We start from the raw sequence: 19,477 nt of genomic DNA on the forward strand, positions 1-19,477 counted from the left end.
CCAAGGACCATCGTCTCATGTCACAACGCTGCACATTCATCGACCATGGCAAGGGCGGCGCGCCCGATTGCATGCGCGTCGCCGAACGCGACATGGAAGCGCCCACGGGACGACAGGTGCTGATCGAAGTTGCCTACGCGGGCGTGAACCGCCCCGACGTGTTGCAACGCTCCGGCTCCTATCCCCCGCCCCCGGGTGCTTCTCCGTATCTTGGCCTGGAAGTGTCCGGCACCATCGTCGCGACCGGGCCCGAGGCGCGTGACTGGAAGGTGGGCGACCAGGTCTGCGCACTGACGCCGGGCGGCGGCTATGCGCAGTTCTGCCTGGCCGACGAGCGGCACTGCCTGCCGGTGCCGCGCGGCATCGACCTGCTGACAGCCGCGGCCATTCCGGAGAACTATTTCACCGTCTGGACCAACGTGTTCGACCGAGCGCGCCTGGCGCAGGGCGAGAAATTCCTGGTTCACGGCGGCTCCAGCGGCATCGGCCTGACCGCCATCCAACTCGCGCGCGCGTTCGGCGCCGAAGTCTGGACCACCGTGGGCAACGCGCAAAAGGCTCAGGCGTGCATCAAGGCCGGAGCGCATCATGCCGTGCTGTACCGCGACGCGGACTTCGAGTCCGCCGTGCGCGAGGGCACCGGCAACGCCGGCGTCGATGTGATCCTGGACATGGTGGGCGGCGCCTACATCAACAAGAATCTGCGGCTGCTGGCGCTGAATGGCCGGCTGGTGCAGATCGCCTTCCTGGAAGGCAGCAAGGCCGAGATCGACGCGCTGCCCATCATGACCAAGCGCCTGCAATTCACAGGGTCCACGCTGCGCCCGCGCTCGGACGAGGACAAGGCCGCCATCGCGCAATCGCTGATACAGAAGGTGCTGCCGCTCATGGAGGCAGGACAGTGCCTGCCGCTGATCCACGAAGTCTTTCCGCTGGCCGAGGCCGCGCGCGCGCACGAACTGATGGAAAGCAGCAAGCACATTGGCAAGATCATGCTGCAGGTGAAGCCATGAGCGCACGCTTTGCGGACCAGACCGTCATCGTCACGGGCGCCGTGGGAGGCATCGGCTCGGCCATCGTCGAGGCGTTCCTGGCCGAGGGCGGGCGTGTCGGTCTTGTCGACTTCAACGCGCAGGCGGGCCAGGCTTACGAAAAGGAACTTCGCCAGCGCGGCCTAGACGTGTGCTTCGTGCCGGCTGACGTCGCGCATTTCGATCAGTGCCAGGCGGCCTATGATCGCATCACGCGCGATCTGGGCCCCGCCACCATCCTGGTCAACAACGTCGGCATCTCGCCCAAAACCAACGGCCGCGCGCTGAATGTCTGGGAAATGCCGCCGGCAGAGTGGAACAACGTCGTCTCGGTGAACCTGAACAGCGTGTTCTACATGACGCATCTGGCCACGCCGCACATGGTGCAGGCGCGGCAGGGGCGCGTCATCAACATGTCGTCGGTGGCCGGCAAGGCGTATTGCGATATCGTGGCGGCGCATTATGCGGCCACCAAGGCCGGTCTGATCGGGCTGACGCGTCACTGGGCGGCGGAGCTTGGCGAGCACCAGGTGACGGTGAATGCGCTGGCGCCGGGACGCATCAGCACGCCCTTGCTGAAAAGCGTGCCGCAGGAAATCAATGACGCGGTGGCGTCCGTGACCGCGCTGCGGCGGCTGGGCACGCCCGAGGAAGTGGCGGACGCGTGCCTGTTCTTCGCGTCAGATCAGGCCCGTTTCGTGACCGGCCAGGTGCTGGACGTGGCCGGCGGCTGGCTCATGACCTAGCAAAAGGCCCGTTCGAATCGAACGGGCCTTTTACCGGGGCGCACGGGGTCAGGCCTGCACGCCCAGCCGGTAGACCACGGTGTCCAGGCGGCTTACGCCCGCCGACTGGAACTTGGGTTCCTTGTCGAGGATGTCGCGGCGGTCGATGATGACCGCAGGCGAAACGCCGGAAAAGATCGCCTGCACCTCGCTGTCCACCACGGAAAACGGGGGGCCGGCCATCTCTTCTTGGGGATAGTCCAGCGTGATGAGCAGGCCGCGGTAAGACGGCGACAGCTGACCGTAGACGTGCCGCACGTAGTCGGCACGCATCGCGTCGGGCAGCGCAACGAGCGCCGCGCGGTCATAGACGCCCACGCAATGCGACAGCACCTGGGCATCCAGCTTGAAAATGTCGCCGCAGACGATTTCGATGTTGCCGGCCACGTAATGGGTCCCGTACACCGAATCGTGAATCACCGGCCGCAGCTCGTTCTCGTCAAAGAATTGCTCGACGGCAAGCTTGGACAATTCCACGCCCAGCACCTGATGGCCTTGGGCGGCCAGCCACACCATGTCCAGCGATTTGCCGCAAAGCGGCACGAGCACCTTGCCGCCCTTGGGCACGTCCAGCGACGGCCAATATTTCTGCAATAACGGCGTGACCCGCGTCTGATGAAAATGCGTGCGCCCTTCGCGCCACCGTTCCAGCCAGAATTCCGCGTCCATGACTTGTCTGCTCCTCCAAAGGATCCGTGTCGCACACGTTGCGCGCAGGACGATCGCTGGATTGTATTCCCGGGCCGGCACCCGCGCGCTTTTCCCCGCGCGCCGCGCTTTTCGGTATCTTATGTCCCCTCGCGTTCACTTCTCTGAGCCTCATGCAACGCCGCCCCCTGCTCCTGACCTTGGCCAGCCTGATCGCCGCACCGTTGCGCGCCCTGGCATCGCCCAGCCGAGACGCCATCATCCGCGGCGTGTTTTCGGCGCCGGCAGACGGATTGCCCTACACCGCGCAGCACGCCGCGCTGATGCGCCTGTTGCGCGTGCAGTGGATGCCGGTCGAGTCCGGGGCGCCCGCCATCGATTTCGAGCAGCCCCTGCTGGGCGGCGACGAAACGTTGGCCATCGTCCGCCGCACGCTCGATACCGCCGACGATGCCCTGGCGGTGCGCAGGATGGCCGAAGTCTGCCGGCTGGTGCCGCGCTATGTGCGCGCGATCGGCAAGCTGTCGCCGGGCCGTTATGACGTGCCGGCCGAAATGCGCGAGGCCTTCGACTTTCCGGAAAGCGGCGTGGGCGCGGACGGCACGTTTGCGCTGCGCGATGCGCACCTGATCCTGCTGCGCGCCGCCGACTGGCGCGAAGCCGAGGGGCCGGCGTTACAGGCCGTGCTGCGCGAAGGCGATCGCTTCTGGCCCATGCCCTACATCGATGGCAAGCGGCCGTACGGCGGCGCAAGCTTCTATCAAATCGACATGGCGCGGTTGCTCAAAGCGCCTTATCCGCTGGATGCCAGGGGCTATGCGGTCACCGAACCCGCCAAGGACGCCCGCCTGGCACGGCTGCATGCCGAAACGCTTGCCGCGCTGCAGGTATTCCTGCGCCATTCCGCTGCCGCCAAGCCGAAGCGGCAGCGTTAGGCGCCCTTTGCGCGGTGCATGAAGCTGCGGATGTCGTCCAGGATCGGCACCGCGGCCAGCAGCATCAGCAACAGCGCCAGCGGCCAGGTCGATCCAAAACCGAAGTTGTAGAACGAATACGCGCCGGTCACGCCGCCCACGAAGAACAGGGTCACCATCAGGCTCAGGACGATGAGCTTGCCGCGGTCGGCCAGCACCCGCGGCATCGTCTGCGGATCGCCTTTGGCGACGTTCCAGTAAAACAGCTTGCCAAGCTCGATGCCGATGTCGGTCACCATGCCCGTGACATGCGTTGTGCGGATCTCGGACCGCGACACCTTGGTGATCATGGCGTTTTGCAGGCCCATGATGTAGCACAGCAGCATCACCGTGCCGGGCACGTAGAACCAGCGCAGCGTTTCGAGATTGGCGCCCAACAGGCCGAAGACGAGCAGCAGCACGGCCTCGAGCAGCAGGGGCAACGCATATTCGCTGGCCAGCCGGGACCTGCGGCCAAAGTTGATCAGAAAGGCCGAGCTGGCGGCGCCGGCCATGAACGACAAGAGCGCCGCCAAGCCTTGCAGCACCACGATCACTCCGCCGAGCGCCATGTGATCCGCCATCATGGAGACGATGCCGGACATGTGCGAGGTGTATTGCTGGACCGCCAGGAAACCGCCCGCGTTGACGGCGCCGGCGGTAAAGGTCAGCAGATAGGCGAGATGGCGGTTGGCTTGCGGGCTTCGGCTGACGGCGGTCAGCCGGCGCAGATACGGGATGGTCACGCCAGTCCTTTCAACAGAAGAGCGTATTCACTGCGATTCGGAAACCATTCTAGACGCGCCGGGGTAGGGTCGATCAAGGCCTGAATACGGGATAGTAAACGCCGCCCAGCGCGCCGTTCAGGCCGCAGTACGGCCGGCCCGCGGCATCGGCCGCCCCCGCCGGCGGGTTTTCCGACACTACAAGGCCGTACCCCTTGCGCGACAACGTCAGCGTCCAGCCCTCGGCATCGACGGTCTCGACGACCAGCACCTTGTTCTTGATGGCGCCCGTGCCCCGGACATCGCACACCCAACGGCCGTTTTCCGGATGCGCCGCGGAGCCGTCGAACGACAGGCTGCCATCGGGCTGCCGCTTGATCGAGACGCCGCCCGCGAGGTTCTCCCAGTCTCCCTCGAAGCCCTGCCGCCGCTTGAGCACCAGCGACGCAAGAAAGGCATCGCGGTACTTCAGGCGGTCGGCAAGTTCCTTTTGCGGCGGATCGTTGCCGGGCGGCGACGCAAACGCCTCGTCGCGCACCTGAACGAACCAGCGCTGATCTTGCGTCAGCGCCTTGCCCGTCGCGGCATCGAAGGTCATCCTGGCCTTGCCGAAGTGTCTGGCAATGCTGGCATCCTGCCCGGCCAGCGCGCCATCGGCGCAGATCGCCTTTTCGACCTCGGTGCGCGCCTTGGCGCAATCGAAGGAGGCCGTGCCGGCCGCCCATGCCGCCGCGTTGCCCAGCGACAGGCACAGCGCCAGCGCGGCCAGACGGCGATTCATAGCGAAAATGCCCGCAGGTTGGCGACCCGCTCGGCCAGGCCTTCCGCGCCCAGGTAGTGCCCCAGCGTGCCCGCGCGCACGCGCTTGAGGTCTTCCTGGTAGCGGCTGGCCATCGAATCGCGGACCTGGGCATAGGCGTCGGCAAGCCCATCCCCGCACGCCTGCGCGATCAGACGCGCGGCCTCCGGGGATCCGCAGGCGACGCAGCGCGCCATACCCAGCGCATCGGGCACGGCGCCGTGCGCCAGCAGCGCGGCGACCAGCGCGACAGGCGGCTGCCGGTCGAACCGGTGCAGGGCCGTCGCGCTGACCGGCGCGCCCGCGTCCAGCAGCGCCTGGGCCGCGGCGTACGCATGCTGCATCAGGGCCACGTCCAGCGGTTGGGCGCTGCCGCGCAGCGGCGCATCGAAGCGCATGCCCTGCGCCGCCAGGCGGTGCACGAGCCCGGCGTCGTCGTGCGACAACGCGTGCTGCAAGGCCAGCGTGGCGAGACTGGGGGTGCCGGCCAGCGTGCCGGCCTCGAGCGGGCCGCGCCAGTCCACCAGCGCCCGCCGGTGGAAGGCGGCCACGCGGTCGGCAAGCGCCTGCGGCATCCCATGGTCCGACACGCGTTCATCCAGATACTCCAGCACGCGCAGGCCGGTGCTGTTCTCGTCTTCGTCGGGGTCGGTTTCCAGGCGGAGCGCGGCAAAGGCCGCGAGCAGGTCCGGGGCGATCTTGGCGATGCCGTCCTGCTGCAAGGCGTGCGTCCAGCCCGGCAGGCCCTGCTTCCACGCCACCACACTGCCGGCTTGCGCGCCTGGCTCCACGGCGACGTAGATACGGTCGCAGTATTCGAAGCCGCCAATAGGCAGATAGCGCAACTTCCCGTTCCAGGTGGCGCCGTCCTCGGCGGCGGCGTCCTGCGCGCACTCCTGTTCGTGCTCGATCCAGCCTTGCAGGTCACGATAGTGATCGCTGCCGTCATAGAAGAGTTCGGACCAGCTCAAGGCCTCTTCATTGCCATCCATCTGAGCGCGCAGGTCGTACGCCAGTTCGCCCCCGGCGGTGAGCCGCCACAGGTCGAGCAGCGCGGGCGGGAGCGGCCCTTCGCACAGGGCCTGGATCTCGGCGATACGGGCGTCGGGCAATGGCGGCTGCACATCGATCAGCAGGCGGTCCGCGAACACCGCGATGCCGTGCTCGCGCAAGGCCTGCAGTTCGGCCGACGTGAAAAACTCGCTCATGGTGATGCTTCAAGGAAAAAGGGACTGGTCCGATTCTACTAGCGAGCGGTGAATCATCGCCGGGCCAAGATGGCCGACCGCCGTTGATTTACGGCGTTTGTCCCGGGCCTTCTCCATGAGGCTGCGCGGCATCCATCCGGCGCGGACCGGCGGCCGGACGCCGGTCCGCGCGGATTTCCCTCGCGCGGCGCGGGTCAGGCCTCGCCCGATTCGCGCAACTGCTGGCGCCGGTATTCGCCCTGCCGCACATGCATCCAGCCCGGGTATTCCGGCGGCAGCGCGCTGACCTTGTTCAGCTCGGCCAGTTCCTCCCCGGTCAGCCGGATGTCCGTGGCCGCCAGGTTGTCCTCGAGCTGATCCACGCGCTTGGCGCCGATGATGACGCTGGTGACGACCGGCTGGTGCAGCAGCCAGGCCAGCGCAACCTGCGCCACCGACACGCCGCGCGCATCCGCAATCAGCCGCAGCGCGTCGATGCTGTCGTAGGCGCGTTCGCGGTTCACGGGCGGGAAATCGAACGCCACGCGGCGGCTGCCCGCCTCGGCTTCGCCGTCCCGGCCGTACTTGCCGCTGAGCAGGCCCCCGGCCAGCGGGCTCCATACCATCAGCCCGACGCCCTCGCTTTGCAGCATGGGGACGAGCTCGCGTTCCAGATCACGCCCGGCAACCGTGTAATAGGCCTGCAGCGACTCGAAGCGCGCCAGCCCCAGGCGTTCGGAAATGCCAAGCGCCTTCATGATCTGCCAGGCGGCCCAGTTCGACACGCCGATATAGCGCACATGGCCATGCTGCACCAGCGTGTCCAGCGCGCGCAGGGTTTCCTCGATGGGCGTGGCCGGGTCGAAGCCGTGGATCTGATAGAGGTCGATATGGTCGAGCTGCAAGCGCGACAGGCTATTCTTCACGCCGTCCAGGATGTGCACGCGCGAATTGCCCCGCGCGTTCACGCCCGCGCCGGTCGGTCCGAAGACCTTGGTGGCAATCACGACATCTTCGCGCGGGATGTTCAGATCGCGCAGGGCCTGGCCCGTGATGATCTCCGAACGTCCTTCGGAGTAGACGTCCGCCGTATCGATGAAATTGATGCCTGCGTCGAGCGCGCGTCCCACCAGGCGGTTCGCGTCTTCTTGCTGCAGGCTGCCGATCTTGCTCCAGAGCTCGCCTTCGCCGCCAAAGGTCATGGTGCCCAGGCACAGCTCCGAGACGAACAGGCCCGTGCTGCCGAATTTCTTGTATCGCATGTTTGCTCCTTCAGGGGCTGGCGGGCGCGCCGGGTTCCGGGACGGAACGCCGCTGCGGCAGCCTGCCGGGATGCGGACAGTATGCGACCAGCGGGCCCGGCACGCGCTGCTTGATCCTGCCCTTTTTTTGCCTGATTCTCCGGCAGGGCAGCCGGGCCGGACCGACCCGTCGTTTTCTCCGGAATTCCTGCCTGATTCTCCATTCCCCCACGTGAACACGCCGCCTGAGGCCCGAGATGGCAATACACTGGCGGACACCCAATCCTCCGCCGACGTCGCCTCTCAAGGTGACGAACGGTGCGCCTTCGAGAGCCCGCCAATGTCCCTGAATTCTGCCCGATCGCTCGCCCCCATCGGCGCCGGTCACGACGCCGCCTGCGAACTGGCGCGGTCCGAGTTGCTTTGCATGCTGGAGCGCATGACCGGCAATCTGGAAGGGGCGCTGGATACGCCGATCGAAGGCTTGTACCTGCACCGGCTGTCGCAGCCGTCCGGGGCGAAGCCGGTCCTGCAGAAGGCGGCGCTGGCGGTCATTGCCCAGGGGTCGAAACGCCTGCTCATCGGCGAGGAGACCTATGAATACGATCCCTTCCATTTCCTGATCTCGTCGGTGGACCTGCCCGTGGTGGCCAAGGTGTCCGTCGCCAGTCCCACCCTGCCCTATCTGGGCTTGCGGGTGGACCTGAACCCCGAGGAGATCACCGCGCTCATCAGCGATGAAAACCTGCCGCCGCTGGTTTCTTTGGAAGCCTCGCGCGCGCTGTGCGTCAACCCGCTGGGCAGCACCCTGCTGGACGTCGTGCTGCGTCTGCTGCGGCTGCTGGACACCCCCCGCGACATTCCGATCCTGGCGCCGATGATCAAGCGCGAACTGCTGTACCGCCTGCTCATGAACGGCCAGGGTGTCGTGCTGCGCCAGACGGTGCTGCAAGACAGCCAGCTCAACCGCGTGGCCAAGGCGATCCGCATCCTGCGCGACAATTTCGCGCAACCGTTGCGGGTGGAAGAGATTGCGCGCGACGTGCACATGAGCGTGTCGTCGCTGCATCATCATTTCAAGCAGGCCACCGCCATGAGCCCGTTGCAATATCAGAAGCACCTGCGGCTGCAGGAAGCGCGGCGGCTGATGCTGACGAACGATGCCGGCGTGGCGCTGGCCGCGCATGCCGTGGGCTACGAGAGTTCCTCGCAGTTCAGCCGCGAGTACAGCCGCCTTTTCGGTGCGCCGCCGCTGCGCGACAAGCAGCGCTGGAAGGACGAGACCGCGCTGGCCGCCTGAGCGCTGCCCAAGCCCGCGGGTCCCAAGCCGATCTCCCCCCTAGCCTCGAAGACGACCCGGATTTGTCCGCGTAATGCCGCATTTCTAGGGAATCGGCGCCGCGCGCCTTAATATGCTCGGCGGCCCACCGACGACCTGAGAGGTTTTTGCATGCACGACCTGAATGACCTTTATTTCTTCGTGGAGGTCGTCAAGCATGGCGGATTCGCGCCGGCCGGCCGGGCGCTGAACATCCCGAAATCGCGCCTGAGCCGGCGCATTGCCCAACTGGAAGAGCGCCTTGGCGTGCGCCTGATCCAGCGGTCCACGCGGACGTTCGCCGTGACCGAACTTGGACAGGAATACTACGACCAGTGCCTGGCAATGCTGGCGGGCGCCGAAGCGGCGCAGGATGTCATCGACCGCACCCACGCTGAACCGCAAGGCACCATCCGCATCGCCGCGCCGCCCGCGCTCATCTACTACTTCCTGGGCAACGTGGTGGCCCGTTACATGGAAAAGTGCCCGAAGGTGAACGTCTACCTGAAGAGCTTCAGCCGGCCCGTGGATGTGCTGCGTGAAGGCTTTGACTTGGCCGTGCGGGTGCGCTTTGGCGCCATCGAAAGCAGCGATCTCGTGATGAAGAACCTGGGCATGAGCTGCCAGAGCCTGGTCGCCAGCCCCGCGCTGGCCCGCTCGTTGCCCGACCCCGCCGACTTGCAGACGATCAGCCGGCAACCCACCCTGGCGCTTGGGACCGAACAGCGCGAATGCCAATGGCGCCTGCTGGGCCCCGGCAACGCGCGCCTTGCCGTTCCCTTCATGCCCAGGCTGGTCACGGACGACATGCTGGCGCTCAAGCAGGCCGCGCTGCGCGGGGTGGGCGTCGTGGCCCTGCCCCTCTTGATGATCCGCGAGGAACTGGACGCGGGCACGCTCGTGACCGTGGGCGCCCCCTGGCAACCCGAGCCGGGCAGCGTGCATGCGGTCTTTCCGTCGCGCCGCGGCCTGCTGCCGGCCGTGCGCGAACTGTTGGATTTCATGGGCGCGGAGTATCGTGAAAACGCGCGCCGAGAGGCTGAAACCCAGGCGCGCCACGGCATTCCCACGCTGAACGCCCTATCGCCGGCGTTCACTTTATAGAACGCTGAGGTGCAAATCACCCGACTACCGGCTATATCGTCCTGAAATTAGCATTCCTTCTACGCACTCAGCGTTGTTCACAACACCGCGCACTACCGCGCAAAACTGAATCGACCAAAGGAATCAGCCATGACCAAGCCCTACGTTAAGCTCGACAAGTCCCAAGCCGCCGTTCTGCTGGTGGATCACCAGGCGGGCCTGCTGTCCCTGGTGCGCGACTTTCAACCCGATCAATTCAAGAACAACGTGCTGGCCCTGGCCGACCTGGCCGAATACTTCAAGCTTCCCACCATCCTGACGACCAGTTTCGAAGACGGCCCCAACGGCCCGCTGGTCCAGGAGCTGAAGGACAAGTTTCCCGACGCGCCGTACATCGCCCGCCCCGGCAACATCAATGCCTGGGACAACGAAGACTTCGTCAAGGCGGTCAAGGCAACCGGCAAGAAGCAACTGATCATCGCCGGCGTCGTGACCGAAGTCTGCGTCGCCTTCCCCGTGCTGTCGGCCATCGAAGAGGGTTTTGACGTGTTCGTCGTGACCGATGCGTCGGGCACCTTCAACGAAGTCACCCGCGATGCGGCGTGGCGACGCATGGAACAGGCCGGCGCACAGCTGATGTCGTGGTTCGGCGTGGCGTGCGAACTGCACCGCGACTGGCGCAACGACGTGGAAGGCCTGGGCACCCTGTTCGCCAACCACATCCCCGACTACCGCAACCTGATGGCTTCGTATTCGGCCTTCAAGTCGGCCAAGTAAGGCGCGCGGCCGGACTGCCCGTAACCCGCTGAGACGGCAATGAAAAAAGGCCCAGGCGATATGCCTGGGCCTTCATCATTTCGCCTTGCGGGCGAAGGGATATGCCTGCTGCGCCAGGAAGGTTCCTGGCATGTCGTTGTCCAGAATGCCGTAGTGCTGCGGTAACCGGTTGCCCACCCCGCGCACCGCGGTGCCGAACAGGTAGTCGATGAAGGAAAAGTGCGCCGCGTAGTTCTTGTCGATCGCCTCGGTATCGGACGAATGGTGCCAGTGGTGAAAGTCCGGCGTGACGATGATGTACCGCAGCCAACCCCATGGCAGCTTCACGTTGGAATGAATCAGCACCGCCTGGAAACCCACGATGATGATGTAGGCATCGAGCACCGCCTTGGAAAACCCCAGCACGAACAGCACGCCCAGCACGGCCACGCGCGTGATCAGCAGTTCCACGATGTGCAGCCGCGAGCCTGCCAGCCAATCCAGCGTGCGCGTGCTGTGGTGAACCGCATGGAACCGCCACATGAACGGCACCTCGTGATAGATACGGTGCGCGGCGTACTGCGCCAGGTCCGCCACCAGCACCGCCACGAATAGCTCGAGCAGATACGGCATGGACTGGATGGCCTGCTGCAGCGGCTCATAGGCCGCCCAGGAGAACAGGCGGTGAATGAAGAAGTTGATGCACAGCAGCACGGCCCCCACCGACAGGTGATTGAAGAGGAAGTGCTTCATGTCCACCTGCCACTCGCCCCGGAATACGGGCTGGCCAGGATAGAGCGGTGTCAGCTTTTCGAAAATGATGAAGACGGTGCTGGACGCCAAAAGGTCCAGGATGAACCAATCGAGTCCCAGATAGGGGTGGCCGCCTGCGTTCGATGCCGTGACGGCGACCTGGCTGCCGCCCGCGGCCACCGCGCAGCAGACCAGCACGAAGGCCGAGATATTCAGCCAGCGCTGACGGCCAAGCACGGTATTGGCCAGCGCGATCGAGCCCGACACCAGCAGCGCGCTGAACAGCAGCGTGCGCATCGCCTCCACCGAATAGAAGCTGCGCAGCTCCGGCGTGGTGAGGTAGGCGGGAAAGTGGAACGCCAGCACGCCCAGCACCGATAGGATCGCCAGGAAAAGCGCGATCACGCCGCTCATCATGCCGGTGCCGGGGTGGATCCGGCCATCCTGTTTGAAAAGGTCCATCACTCTGCGGTAGACCGGGGCGCGCTCTTTCATGGGTGTTCTGGGACAGTCCAAAGGGAAGCGAGTGTATCGCCGGGGACAGGGCGTTCTGTAATGAAAGGTGAACGTGCGCGACAGAATGACTCATTTCGAGGGAGCCCTTGCGCCCCATCAACAGGCGGGAGGCACGCCGCGGTCCCTGAGGTTGACAAGCCGTTGGCGTTGGCGTGTCATGGGCTTGACGCTGATGAAGGCGTCGAGTCAGGCGCATCGTCGGTCCCGTCAACCGGTTCCTCAAGAGGCCTTTATGTTCCCTGAATACCGCGAGCTCATTACCCAACTGAAATCCGAAAACGCTCACTTTTCGGCGCTGTTCCAGCGGCACAACGATCTGGACCAGGAAATCCAGAACATGGAGGACGGCATCACGCCGTCCTCGGGCACCGCGATCGAGGTGCTTAAAAAAGAAAAACTGCACCTCAAGGACAAGCTCTACGGACTGCTCCGCGCGGCCGACCAGAACGGTCACGACAAGCGCAACGGCAGCTGACCTGCCGCCCCATGCGGGCTACATCAATTCCAGGCCCGCGCCCTTGACGACGGCGGCGTACTTCGCCATTTCGGACCGAAAGTACGCCACCGTCTGCTCAGGCGGCATCAGGACGATACGGTTGTTCTGAGTCGCCATCGACTGCTTGACCTCCGGCGAGTTGAACGCGCGCGCGAGCGCGTCAAATCCCTCATCCTTCTGGCGGACGGCGAAGGCGGCAGTGCGCTGCTACGCTGCCCTACCGTCGTCCATCAAGGAACGTCCGCCATGAGAACCGCAGTTGGCGTCGCGTGCGCATTGGCCATGCTGCTGTGCGGCGGTTCGGCCTTTGCCCAGTATGTGGTGCGCACCCAGGACATGAGCGGCAAGTGGAGCGTGCCAAACCCGCACTACGAAGGTGTGCCCGAGCTCTTTCGCGCCAGTTCCGGCGCCAAGCGCGCGTGCCTGGATCGCGGCCCGCCCAGCAACCTGTACCGAGCGACCAAGGTCATCGACCTGCGCACGGGCGAAGAAGTGCTGGTCGTCGATTGCATCCCGATTCGCGCCGAGCAGCGCCAGCGGTCCGAACAGATTCGGGCGAACGCCTCGAAGGCCGCGCCGGCGCAATGAGGCATGGCCCTGCGGCGCGACGCCGAGTGAAACTGCGCGCTATCGCGTCCGCGCGCCGTCCTTCTCGCCCGCGGACGAATTCACGTATTCCTTGACCGTGCCGTCCTTGTTGTATGTCACGGTCAGCGTGCGCTGATCCTGCATGGCGCCGAACTCGCTGTTGTTGAAGTAGAACCACGATGCCGTGCGCAGCCCCTGCTTATTGACGCTCTGCGTGCGGGGCGGGCCAAAATCGCGAACCATCTCATCGAACGTCGTGACGTTGATCTTGATGGCTTGCACCTTCGATTGCGTGACCAGGTCTCCCGGCGCGGGCGAGGCGCAACCCGCCACGAGCGCGGCCACGAAAAGCACGGACGATCTCATTGAACTTCCCCAATCCTGGCGGCCGGCATGTGCGGCCGTTGTGGTTATGACGTTGTGGTTATGAATTTGGAACGAGCATAAGAATACCCCGGCCAACGATCTTGCCGTTGTCGGCGTCGGCCCGATTGCCCGGTCTGCGCCTGTCATGTTGCGGTCATCTACAATGCCGCCAGTTGCCGAGCGCGAAGTGGCGCCGGCCCGCAACAAACAGGCAGCATGACCCGCGCGAAGAAATCAGCACCCAGAAAGAAAGCCCCAGCCAGCAGAAGCAAGGCCGCAAGCGGCGGCCGCATCTTCCGGTTCCTGCGCACATTCGCGCTGACCTCGGTGGCCGCCTTCGGCGCAGCCACCTATGCGCTGAATCCGCAGTGGCGCGCTCAGTTTTCACTTGACGACATTCTTGCGCGCGTCGGCTGGCCGACCCACGAAAAGTTCGCGCCCGCGGCAGCGCCGGCAGGCGGCATGGCGCACACGCGCTTTGCCGAGTGTCCGCAGTTCTTCCCGCAGCAACGCCCGCCGGTCGTTCCGGCCAGCCAAGCCCTGCGCGAGCTGTGCTTTTCCAACTTCGCCATCTTGCACAACGGCCAGACCAAGACGCCGGTATTCGTGGCAGAGCGCCTGAACCGCAAGATATTGACTCAGGCGCAGGACATGCAGCGGTCCGACAAGTTCTATGCCGAAGCGCGCGTGCCCCGCGCCGAACGTGCCGAACTGACGGACTACCGCGGCTCGGGCTATTCCCGCGGGCACATGGCTCCGGCGGGCGACATGTCCACGCCCGAAGCGATGGCGCAGAGCTTTTCGCTGGCCAACATGGTGCCTCAAGACCAGCGTCACAACGGCGGACCATGGAGCCAGATCGAACAGGACACGCGCAAGTACGTCATGCGCGCCTCGGGCGACGTGTATGTCTTCACCGGGCCCTACTACGGCGACAAGCCCAAACAGATCGGCTCGGGCGTGGCCGTGCCAAGCCATCTGTTCAAGGTCGTCTACGATGCGTCCACCGGACGCTCGTGGGTGCATTGGCAGGCCAACAGCCCCAGCACCACGGCGGGCGCGCCCATCAGCTACGAGGAATTCGCACGGCGCACCGGTATGCAACTGCTGCCAACGTCGAAGCCTTGACGATCGTGCAAGACGGGAATCGTCGTTCTACTGTGCCCACATCCAGACCTGCATGGCTGGATGCATGCGTTTCGGGGTCCCACTTTCAACGGCGCAATGAGTGCAGTAGGATGCACCGACCGACTGGAGGAAATTATGCAGACCGCAAAATGGGACTTTCAGATCGCGCAGCCGGAGCAGGACGGCGATGATTGGCGCATTGGCTATACGCTGATCTCTCCCATCGCCGGCGTGCCGTCCGAGCGCATTGCCATCGATGAACGGTTTCATTCCGCCCACGGCGCAATTGCCGAGGCCACCCGCCTCGCGCAGATTCACGTCGCGGATCTGAATGGCGAAGCGCCCACGTTCGAAGCACCTAGCGATTCCGAGGTGCCGTTCGACAAGGATCAGCGGTTTTAGTCAGCGTCGCGCATTGGACAAACGCTGCCACGCAAGCATGTGCCGCATGGCAGCGAAACACCGCGTTTCATACGTGCGGAAACGACCCGTTCAACGCGCGGGCGCCGGTGCACTGCCGGCCGGCGTGGCGGGGGTGGCCGGGGTAGCGGGCACCTGGATCTCTTTCTTGCGCAGTACGCCTCCCCCCTGCACGCTGCCTTGCACACTGGTGGGCGAGTTCATCTTCGCCACGCAGGTCTGCCGCTGCGATTCCGGCAGACGGTTGCAGCGCGCCAGCTCGTTCTGGCGGAGCTGTTCCGGGCTCTGCGCGTTCAGGTTCTGACGATCACGCTCTTGCCGTGCCGCAGCCGCTTCGCGCAGGCATGTCTCCAGCGGTTGGCCAGAGGCGCCACTCTTGCAGGTCGCGACGTCCTGCTGATGCTGCGCTTGCGAGGTAGCGCTGGTGTCGGCAGCATGGGCCGCGCCAGACGTCCACGCCAGACCCGCCAGGCAAAGAATCGCGGAAAAGCGTTTCAGGGACACTTGAACAGCATTCATCTTGTGAACAGCATTCATGGTCGGCTCCTTGGGAAAAGGGGGATGCGCCCGGCGACGCGCCGCGCGGCAACTCCCGCCGATATATCTACCATGCGGCAATCATCGGCCGCCACGAACGCAGTAACGCGATGTGTCAGGCCCGATGCCCGTCCAGGTGTGCAAGGACGGATGCGGCGACACATTCCAGCGGGCGTTGCGCATCGACATGGGTCCAGCCTTTGACGTCGCGTTGCCGCGCCAATTGGGCGCGCACCACGCCCTCAGTGGCGTCCGAAGGGTCGTTCGTGCGCTGATTCACGCGTGCCGACAACGCGGCCGGTGACGCATCAAGCCAATATCCGCTGAAGGGAACCCCTGCGCGCGCCGCGCACTGTTCAATACGCTGACGGCACGCCTCCCGTTCAAACACTGCATCGGCGATCACTGCGCAACCGGCCTGGACCAGTTTCTGCGCGCAATCGGCCTGTGCCGCGTAGACGCTTTCGGAATAGTCGGTTTGATAAGCCGTCTCGGGCAGCTTCGATGAGGCGGGCACTCCCCACATCTGCTTGCGAATACGGTCGCTGGACAGTATCCGAGCGCCCGGCATCGGGCCAAGCGCATGCGCGATCGCGATGGCCAACGATGATTTTCCCGAGCCGCTGAGCCCGCCAATGGCAACCAGACGCCCGACGCGCGGCGACAGGCAAGCAAGCGCGGTATCGATATAGCGCTGGGCCTTTCCCAGCAGAGAGGTTCGCGAGGTGTCGATGGCTTCATCGGCCTGCGCGACCAGGACGTGGGCGCGGATGACGGCTCTGATGGCCAGGAACAACGGCATCAGCGCCATGCCCGCATCATCGTGGCGGAGATCCAGATATCGGTTCAGCACGACGTTGGCCTGCCGCAAGAACCCCTGGGAGCAAAGATCCATGATCAGAAATGCCAGGTCGTAGAGGACATCGATGGTGGCAAGGGCATCATCGAACTCGAGGCAGTCGAACAGCACCGGCGCCCCATCGATCACGCAGATATTGCGCAAGTGCAGGTCACCGTGGCAATGGCGCACATGCCCCGCCGCCGCCCGCGCGGCCAGCAGCGGCGCCTGCTTGTCCAACTCGTCACGAATCGCGGCGCAGAGCACCTTGATCTTCGGTCCGGGCAACACGCCGGCCGCGGCAAGAAGTTTCTCGGCCGCAGCCAGCACGTGGGCCAACCTGGAAGGCACGTCCACGCCACCCACGACCGGCGCGTTGTCATGGGACTTGGCAATCTCTCCCGCAATGCGCTCCGCCAGCGCGTCGGTCAGCCCCTCCCGCTGCGCGACGGCTTCCAGCAGCGCATCGTCCGGGAAGCGCCGCATTTCCACGACGGCGTCGATCAATTCTCCGGCGCCGTCGAAATTCAGATTGCCTTTTTCGTCCCGCCTGATTTCCCGCACTGCCATATACAGATCGGGCGCGGTTCGCCGGTTGAGCTCAAGTTCACGCAAGCAGGCCGCCAAGCGCAGCGCAGCAGTGGAAAAATCGGCATAGGGAAAACGCACCGCCCTTTTCAGTTTGAAGGCGCGAATCCCGGCAAGGACAATAACGGAGATATGGGTGCGTATCGTGACGATGTCGCCCGCCGGCACGCCGTGAACATCAGGACGGGTCAAGAATTCCAGCGTGGCGGCCTGGCACCGCGCGTCCGGGTCCACGTGTTCATCTGTCCGGTTCATGCTGGTCCGTCTCGCATCGCAATGCCGCTCCGTCTGGCGTGCCGGCGCCGCTAGACACCTGCCGGGAAGGTTTCTGGCGCCTCATCCAATTTCCAGGTGTCGCCCCATTCAAGAGGTTCAACCGCTCGCGTCTCGTCAAGATGCAGCACGCAGTCGAACTGCCGTGGCAGGCAGGCGTAAAAATAATGGCTGCCTCGTTCCGTTTCCGGACGATAGACGACCCCAATGGCGCGCTCCAGGCGGGACGTCGACAGCGCCCGCATCACCTCTTGATCGCTGTTGAGCGGCAACATGAAGCGGCTAAGGCCCGTCTCATGAAACAGCGATTCGTAGCTTCCCCGCAGGCCAGGGCGCACCCGCATGCGCTCGGCGGGCAAGTCCCAATCGGCCGCCGCCGTCACGCTGCCCTGGTAGGTCGTCAGTCCGATCAGAAACGCCTGCTTGCCATAGGATTCACGCGCCAACTGTCCCACGGTCAACTCGCCGGCCTGGCCCACTTGGGTGGCGCGCGCGTCGCCCACATGAGAATTGTGTTCCCACACCACGATCTTTGGTGGCAGGCCGTCTTCTGTCCGAGGCAAGTGCCTGGCGAGCGCATCAAGCGTTTCCATCATGTGCCGATCCCGCAGATTCCAGGATGAAACGCGCTGGTCGAACATGGTTCGGTAATACTGCTCGGCGTTTGCGATCAGGCGCGCGTTCTGCTGCACGTAAAAAAGCGCATCGCTTGCCTCCTGGCCATCGCGCCGCATGTATTCGGCCGCACGGGCATTGAGATCCTGCATTTGAGCGATCACGGCGTCTCTGCACGACGCCGACAGGCCATGGTGCGCCAAGTAGCCATAGCGCTCGCTACTGCTGCCGAAATGATCGAAGCAGGCGTAACGCTGACGCGCATGACGCGCAGCATCCGGGTCGACCTCATCCAGGTACTTCAGCACTTCGGCAATGGACGTGAACAGGCTGTATAGATCGAGCCCATAAAAGCCGACGGGCGCCGCGTGTGCGGGCAACGATTGGTTGAAAGACCGAAGCCACTCCACGAACCGGACGACCTCGGTATTGCGCCACATCCACGTTGGAAATCGCTTGAACCCCGCCAAGGCCTGCTCGCCGGCATTGTCGTCGCCTTGCCCGCGCAGGTATCGGTTGACGCGATAGGCATCGGGCCAATCCGCCTCGACCGCGACCGCAGAGAATCGCCTTTCGGCGATCAGCCGCTGCGTAATGCGAGCCCGTTCTTCGTAGAATTCGTGCGTGCCATGACTTGCTTCGCCGATCAGCACGAAGCGCGCGCCGCCGATATGTTCAAGAAGCGCGTCATAGTCCGTCATTTCTCCCGTAAGCGGCCGCGCGGCGGCAGACAGTTGGGCAAGCGTGGCGGCGTGAGCATCGATGGCGGTTTCCATGTGCACTCCAAAGGCTGGACCAGGGGGCATCAGCCGTTGCGCGACGAAGAAGTCGCCGTCGACGCGGTGGGCGGATGCCGGCGCTGCGCTTCGTGCAGCAGATGCAGGACCTCGTCGTCCGCGGTCTGTTCAAAATCCGCATACCATTGCCCGACGCCATAGAACGGCGTCGGCGTATGCAGGCACGCGACTTCGTCCGCTTCGCCCTCAAGTTCTTGCCTGATCTCGGCAGCGGCAACGGGCACGGCGGCAACAACCCACGCGGGATTATTCTTGCGTACGGACTGAAGCGCCACACGCATAGTCGAACCCGTCGCAAGGCCGTCATCCACCACGATGACGACTTTTCCCTGCAATGGAAGTGGTGGCCGCCCCGCGCGATAGAGCGATTCACGGCGCTCGATTTCTTTCCGTTCACGCGACACGATGGACTCGATCGCTTTGGGATCGACGCCGTAGGCCTCAATTTCCCTGGTCTGGAATAGCGACTGATCGCTGCTGATCGCGCCGATGGCGTATTCGGGATGCCCCGGCATGCCGATCTTTCGCACCACCTTGATGTCCAGGGGGGCATCCAGCTCGGCCGCGACTTCGAATCCCACCGGCACGCCGCCTCGCGGCAACGCCAGCACGATCACATCCGGCCGCCCCGCATATCGGGCCAATTGCCGCGCGAGCAACAGCCCGGCCTCGCGCCGGTTTCTGAAGAGAATGTTCATGATCTCTTGCGTCCCCAGCCAGTTGTGTTGCCAGGCAGTGACCCGCGCGGATATCAACGCGCGCCCTTGTGATCCTTCTGGCCAGTATTTCTGTGCCGTCCCAGCGACTCGGCCATTTCGGCCTTCTGCCGCTGTGCCACGGCGTCTTCCTTCTGGCGCGCCTCTTCTTTTCTGGCTTTCGGCGGGGGAGTTTTGGCGGGTTGCTGCATGATGGTCTCCTGGACGTTCGCCGCCCGACGCGGCGGGATAGCCCATCATGAACCGGCGCCACGGCGCCTTGTTGACGAAAATCACGAATTTTCCAACCACCCGTTCATCGAATCTTTGCCAGGGGCACA

Annotated in this window: 21 protein-coding genes and 1 pseudogene; 10 read left to right on the forward strand and 12 right to left on the reverse strand. The window is 64.6% G+C overall.

Annotated features, from left to right (window positions below; all coding sequences use genetic code 11):
• The first annotated feature begins 17 nt into the window (after positions 1-17).
• Positions 18-1,013, forward strand: coding sequence for an NAD(P)H-quinone oxidoreductase (locus tag LN047_RS20315; RefSeq protein WP_373980034.1), 996 nt, complete (start codon positions 18-20; stop codon positions 1,011-1,013).
• Positions 1,010-1,777 (forward strand): SDR family oxidoreductase, encoded by a 768-nt coding sequence (locus LN047_RS20320; protein WP_373980035.1) that lies wholly within the window; start codon positions 1,010-1,012, stop codon positions 1,775-1,777. Before LN047_RS20315 ends, LN047_RS20320 begins: the two co-directional genes overlap by 4 nt.
• Before the next feature lie 48 nt (positions 1,778-1,825).
• Here the strand turns inward: LN047_RS20320 and LN047_RS20325 are convergent, their stop codons facing one another.
• A complete protein-coding gene (locus LN047_RS20325; RefSeq protein WP_373980036.1) occupies positions 1,826-2,485 on the reverse strand; it encodes a thiopurine S-methyltransferase in 660 nt (219 codons plus the stop codon).
• Positions 2,486-2,637: 152 nt separating this feature from the next.
• Here LN047_RS20325 and LN047_RS20330 point away from each other — a divergent pair, with 152 nt between their 5' ends.
• Positions 2,638-3,399, forward strand: a complete 762-nt coding sequence (locus LN047_RS20330) for a hypothetical protein (protein ID WP_373980037.1) — start codon at positions 2,638-2,640, stop codon at positions 3,397-3,399.
• A gap of 11 nt (positions 3,400-3,410) precedes the next feature.
• On the opposite strand, the pseudogene LN047_RS20335 reads toward LN047_RS20330, so the two are convergent.
• The 4 genes and pseudogenes from LN047_RS20335 to LN047_RS20350 all read right to left on the reverse strand — a co-directional run.
• Positions 3,411-4,163, reverse strand: a pseudogene (locus tag LN047_RS20335) (YoaK family protein); the annotation flags it as partial.
• Between the two features lie 73 nt (positions 4,164-4,236).
• Complete coding sequence (locus LN047_RS20340) at positions 4,237-4,923, reverse strand: lysozyme inhibitor LprI family protein (protein ID WP_373980038.1); 687 nt, start codon at positions 4,921-4,923, stop codon at positions 4,237-4,239.
• Entirely contained in the window at positions 4,920-6,149 is a 1,230-nt protein-coding gene (locus LN047_RS20345; protein WP_373980039.1) for an SMI1/KNR4 family protein, read from the reverse strand. Before LN047_RS20345 ends, LN047_RS20340 begins: the two co-directional genes overlap by 4 nt.
• Positions 6,150-6,343: 194 nt before the next feature.
• Positions 6,344-7,390 carry an aldo/keto reductase gene (locus tag LN047_RS20350; RefSeq protein WP_373980040.1) on the reverse strand — a complete coding sequence of 349 codons (1,047 nt, stop codon included), beginning with the start codon at positions 7,388-7,390 and terminating at the stop codon, positions 6,344-6,346.
• A gap of 319 nt (positions 7,391-7,709) precedes the next feature.
• Between LN047_RS20350 and LN047_RS20355 the strand changes: the two genes are divergently transcribed.
• From LN047_RS20355 to ycaC, 3 genes are all read left to right on the forward strand, one after another.
• Positions 7,710-8,669 carry an AraC family transcriptional regulator N-terminal domain-containing protein gene (locus LN047_RS20355; protein WP_373980041.1) on the forward strand — a complete coding sequence of 320 codons (960 nt, stop codon included), beginning with the start codon at positions 7,710-7,712 and terminating at the stop codon, positions 8,667-8,669.
• A 150-nt stretch (positions 8,670-8,819) separates the two neighbouring features.
• Positions 8,820-9,791 (forward strand): LysR substrate-binding domain-containing protein, encoded by a 972-nt coding sequence (locus tag LN047_RS20360; RefSeq protein WP_282981240.1) that lies wholly within the window; start codon positions 8,820-8,822, stop codon positions 9,789-9,791.
• Between the two features lie 129 nt (positions 9,792-9,920).
• On the forward strand, positions 9,921-10,547 hold the full coding sequence (gene ycaC, locus LN047_RS20365) for an isochorismate family cysteine hydrolase YcaC (RefSeq protein WP_128827375.1): 627 nt from the start codon (positions 9,921-9,923) through the stop codon (positions 10,545-10,547).
• A gap of 75 nt (positions 10,548-10,622) precedes the next feature.
• On the opposite strand, the gene LN047_RS20370 is transcribed toward ycaC, so the two are convergent.
• Entirely contained in the window at positions 10,623-11,774 is a 1,152-nt protein-coding gene (locus tag LN047_RS20370; protein ID WP_056326880.1) for a sterol desaturase family protein, read from the reverse strand.
• A 253-nt stretch (positions 11,775-12,027) separates the two neighbouring features.
• On the opposite strand from LN047_RS20370, the gene LN047_RS20375 reads away from it, so the two are divergent.
• Both LN047_RS20375 and LN047_RS20380 read left to right on the forward strand, forming a co-directional pair.
• On the forward strand, positions 12,028-12,270 hold the full coding sequence (locus LN047_RS20375; protein WP_056326879.1) for a YdcH family protein: 243 nt from the start codon (positions 12,028-12,030) through the stop codon (positions 12,268-12,270).
• Positions 12,271-12,537: 267 nt separating this feature from the next.
• Complete coding sequence (locus tag LN047_RS20380; RefSeq protein ID WP_373980042.1) at positions 12,538-12,879, forward strand: hypothetical protein; 342 nt, start codon at positions 12,538-12,540, stop codon at positions 12,877-12,879.
• 39 nt (positions 12,880-12,918) lie between these two features.
• Here the strand turns inward: LN047_RS20380 and LN047_RS20385 are convergent, their stop codons facing one another.
• Complete coding sequence (locus tag LN047_RS20385; RefSeq protein WP_174245427.1) at positions 12,919-13,245, reverse strand: hypothetical protein; 327 nt, start codon at positions 13,243-13,245, stop codon at positions 12,919-12,921.
• Positions 13,246-13,461: 216 nt separating this feature from the next.
• Between LN047_RS20385 and LN047_RS20390 the strand changes: the two genes are divergently transcribed.
• Positions 13,462-14,373, forward strand: a complete 912-nt coding sequence (locus LN047_RS20390; RefSeq protein WP_373980043.1) for a DNA/RNA non-specific endonuclease — start codon at positions 13,462-13,464, stop codon at positions 14,371-14,373.
• Between the two features lie 135 nt (positions 14,374-14,508).
• On the forward strand, positions 14,509-14,775 hold the full coding sequence (locus tag LN047_RS20395) for a hypothetical protein (RefSeq protein WP_056326865.1): 267 nt from the start codon (positions 14,509-14,511) through the stop codon (positions 14,773-14,775).
• Between the two features lie 90 nt (positions 14,776-14,865).
• On the opposite strand, the gene LN047_RS20400 is transcribed toward LN047_RS20395, so the two are convergent.
• The 5 genes from LN047_RS20400 to LN047_RS20420 form a co-directional block, all read right to left on the reverse strand.
• On the reverse strand, positions 14,866-15,330 hold the full coding sequence (locus LN047_RS20400) for a hypothetical protein (protein WP_373980044.1): 465 nt from the start codon (positions 15,328-15,330) through the stop codon (positions 14,866-14,868).
• A gap of 115 nt (positions 15,331-15,445) precedes the next feature.
• Positions 15,446-17,011: an AAA family ATPase gene (locus LN047_RS20405; RefSeq protein WP_373980045.1), complete on the reverse strand. Its 1,566-nt coding sequence runs from the start codon at positions 17,009-17,011 to the stop codon at positions 15,446-15,448.
• 50 nt (positions 17,012-17,061) lie between these two features.
• Positions 17,062-18,420 carry an erythromycin esterase family protein gene (locus LN047_RS20410; RefSeq protein ID WP_373980046.1) on the reverse strand — a complete coding sequence of 453 codons (1,359 nt, stop codon included), beginning with the start codon at positions 18,418-18,420 and terminating at the stop codon, positions 17,062-17,064.
• A 29-nt stretch (positions 18,421-18,449) separates the two neighbouring features.
• Positions 18,450-19,139 (reverse strand): phosphoribosyltransferase, encoded by a 690-nt coding sequence (locus LN047_RS20415; RefSeq protein ID WP_373980047.1) that lies wholly within the window; start codon positions 19,137-19,139, stop codon positions 18,450-18,452.
• Between the two features lie 53 nt (positions 19,140-19,192).
• Complete coding sequence (locus LN047_RS20420) at positions 19,193-19,348, reverse strand: hypothetical protein (protein WP_373980048.1); 156 nt, start codon at positions 19,346-19,348, stop codon at positions 19,193-19,195.
• Positions 19,349-19,477: the final 129 nt, after the last annotated feature.

Source organism: Achromobacter sp. JD417 (assembly GCF_041879325.1).
Taxonomy (GTDB): domain Bacteria; phylum Pseudomonadota; class Gammaproteobacteria; order Burkholderiales; family Burkholderiaceae_B; genus Achromobacter; species Achromobacter mucicolens.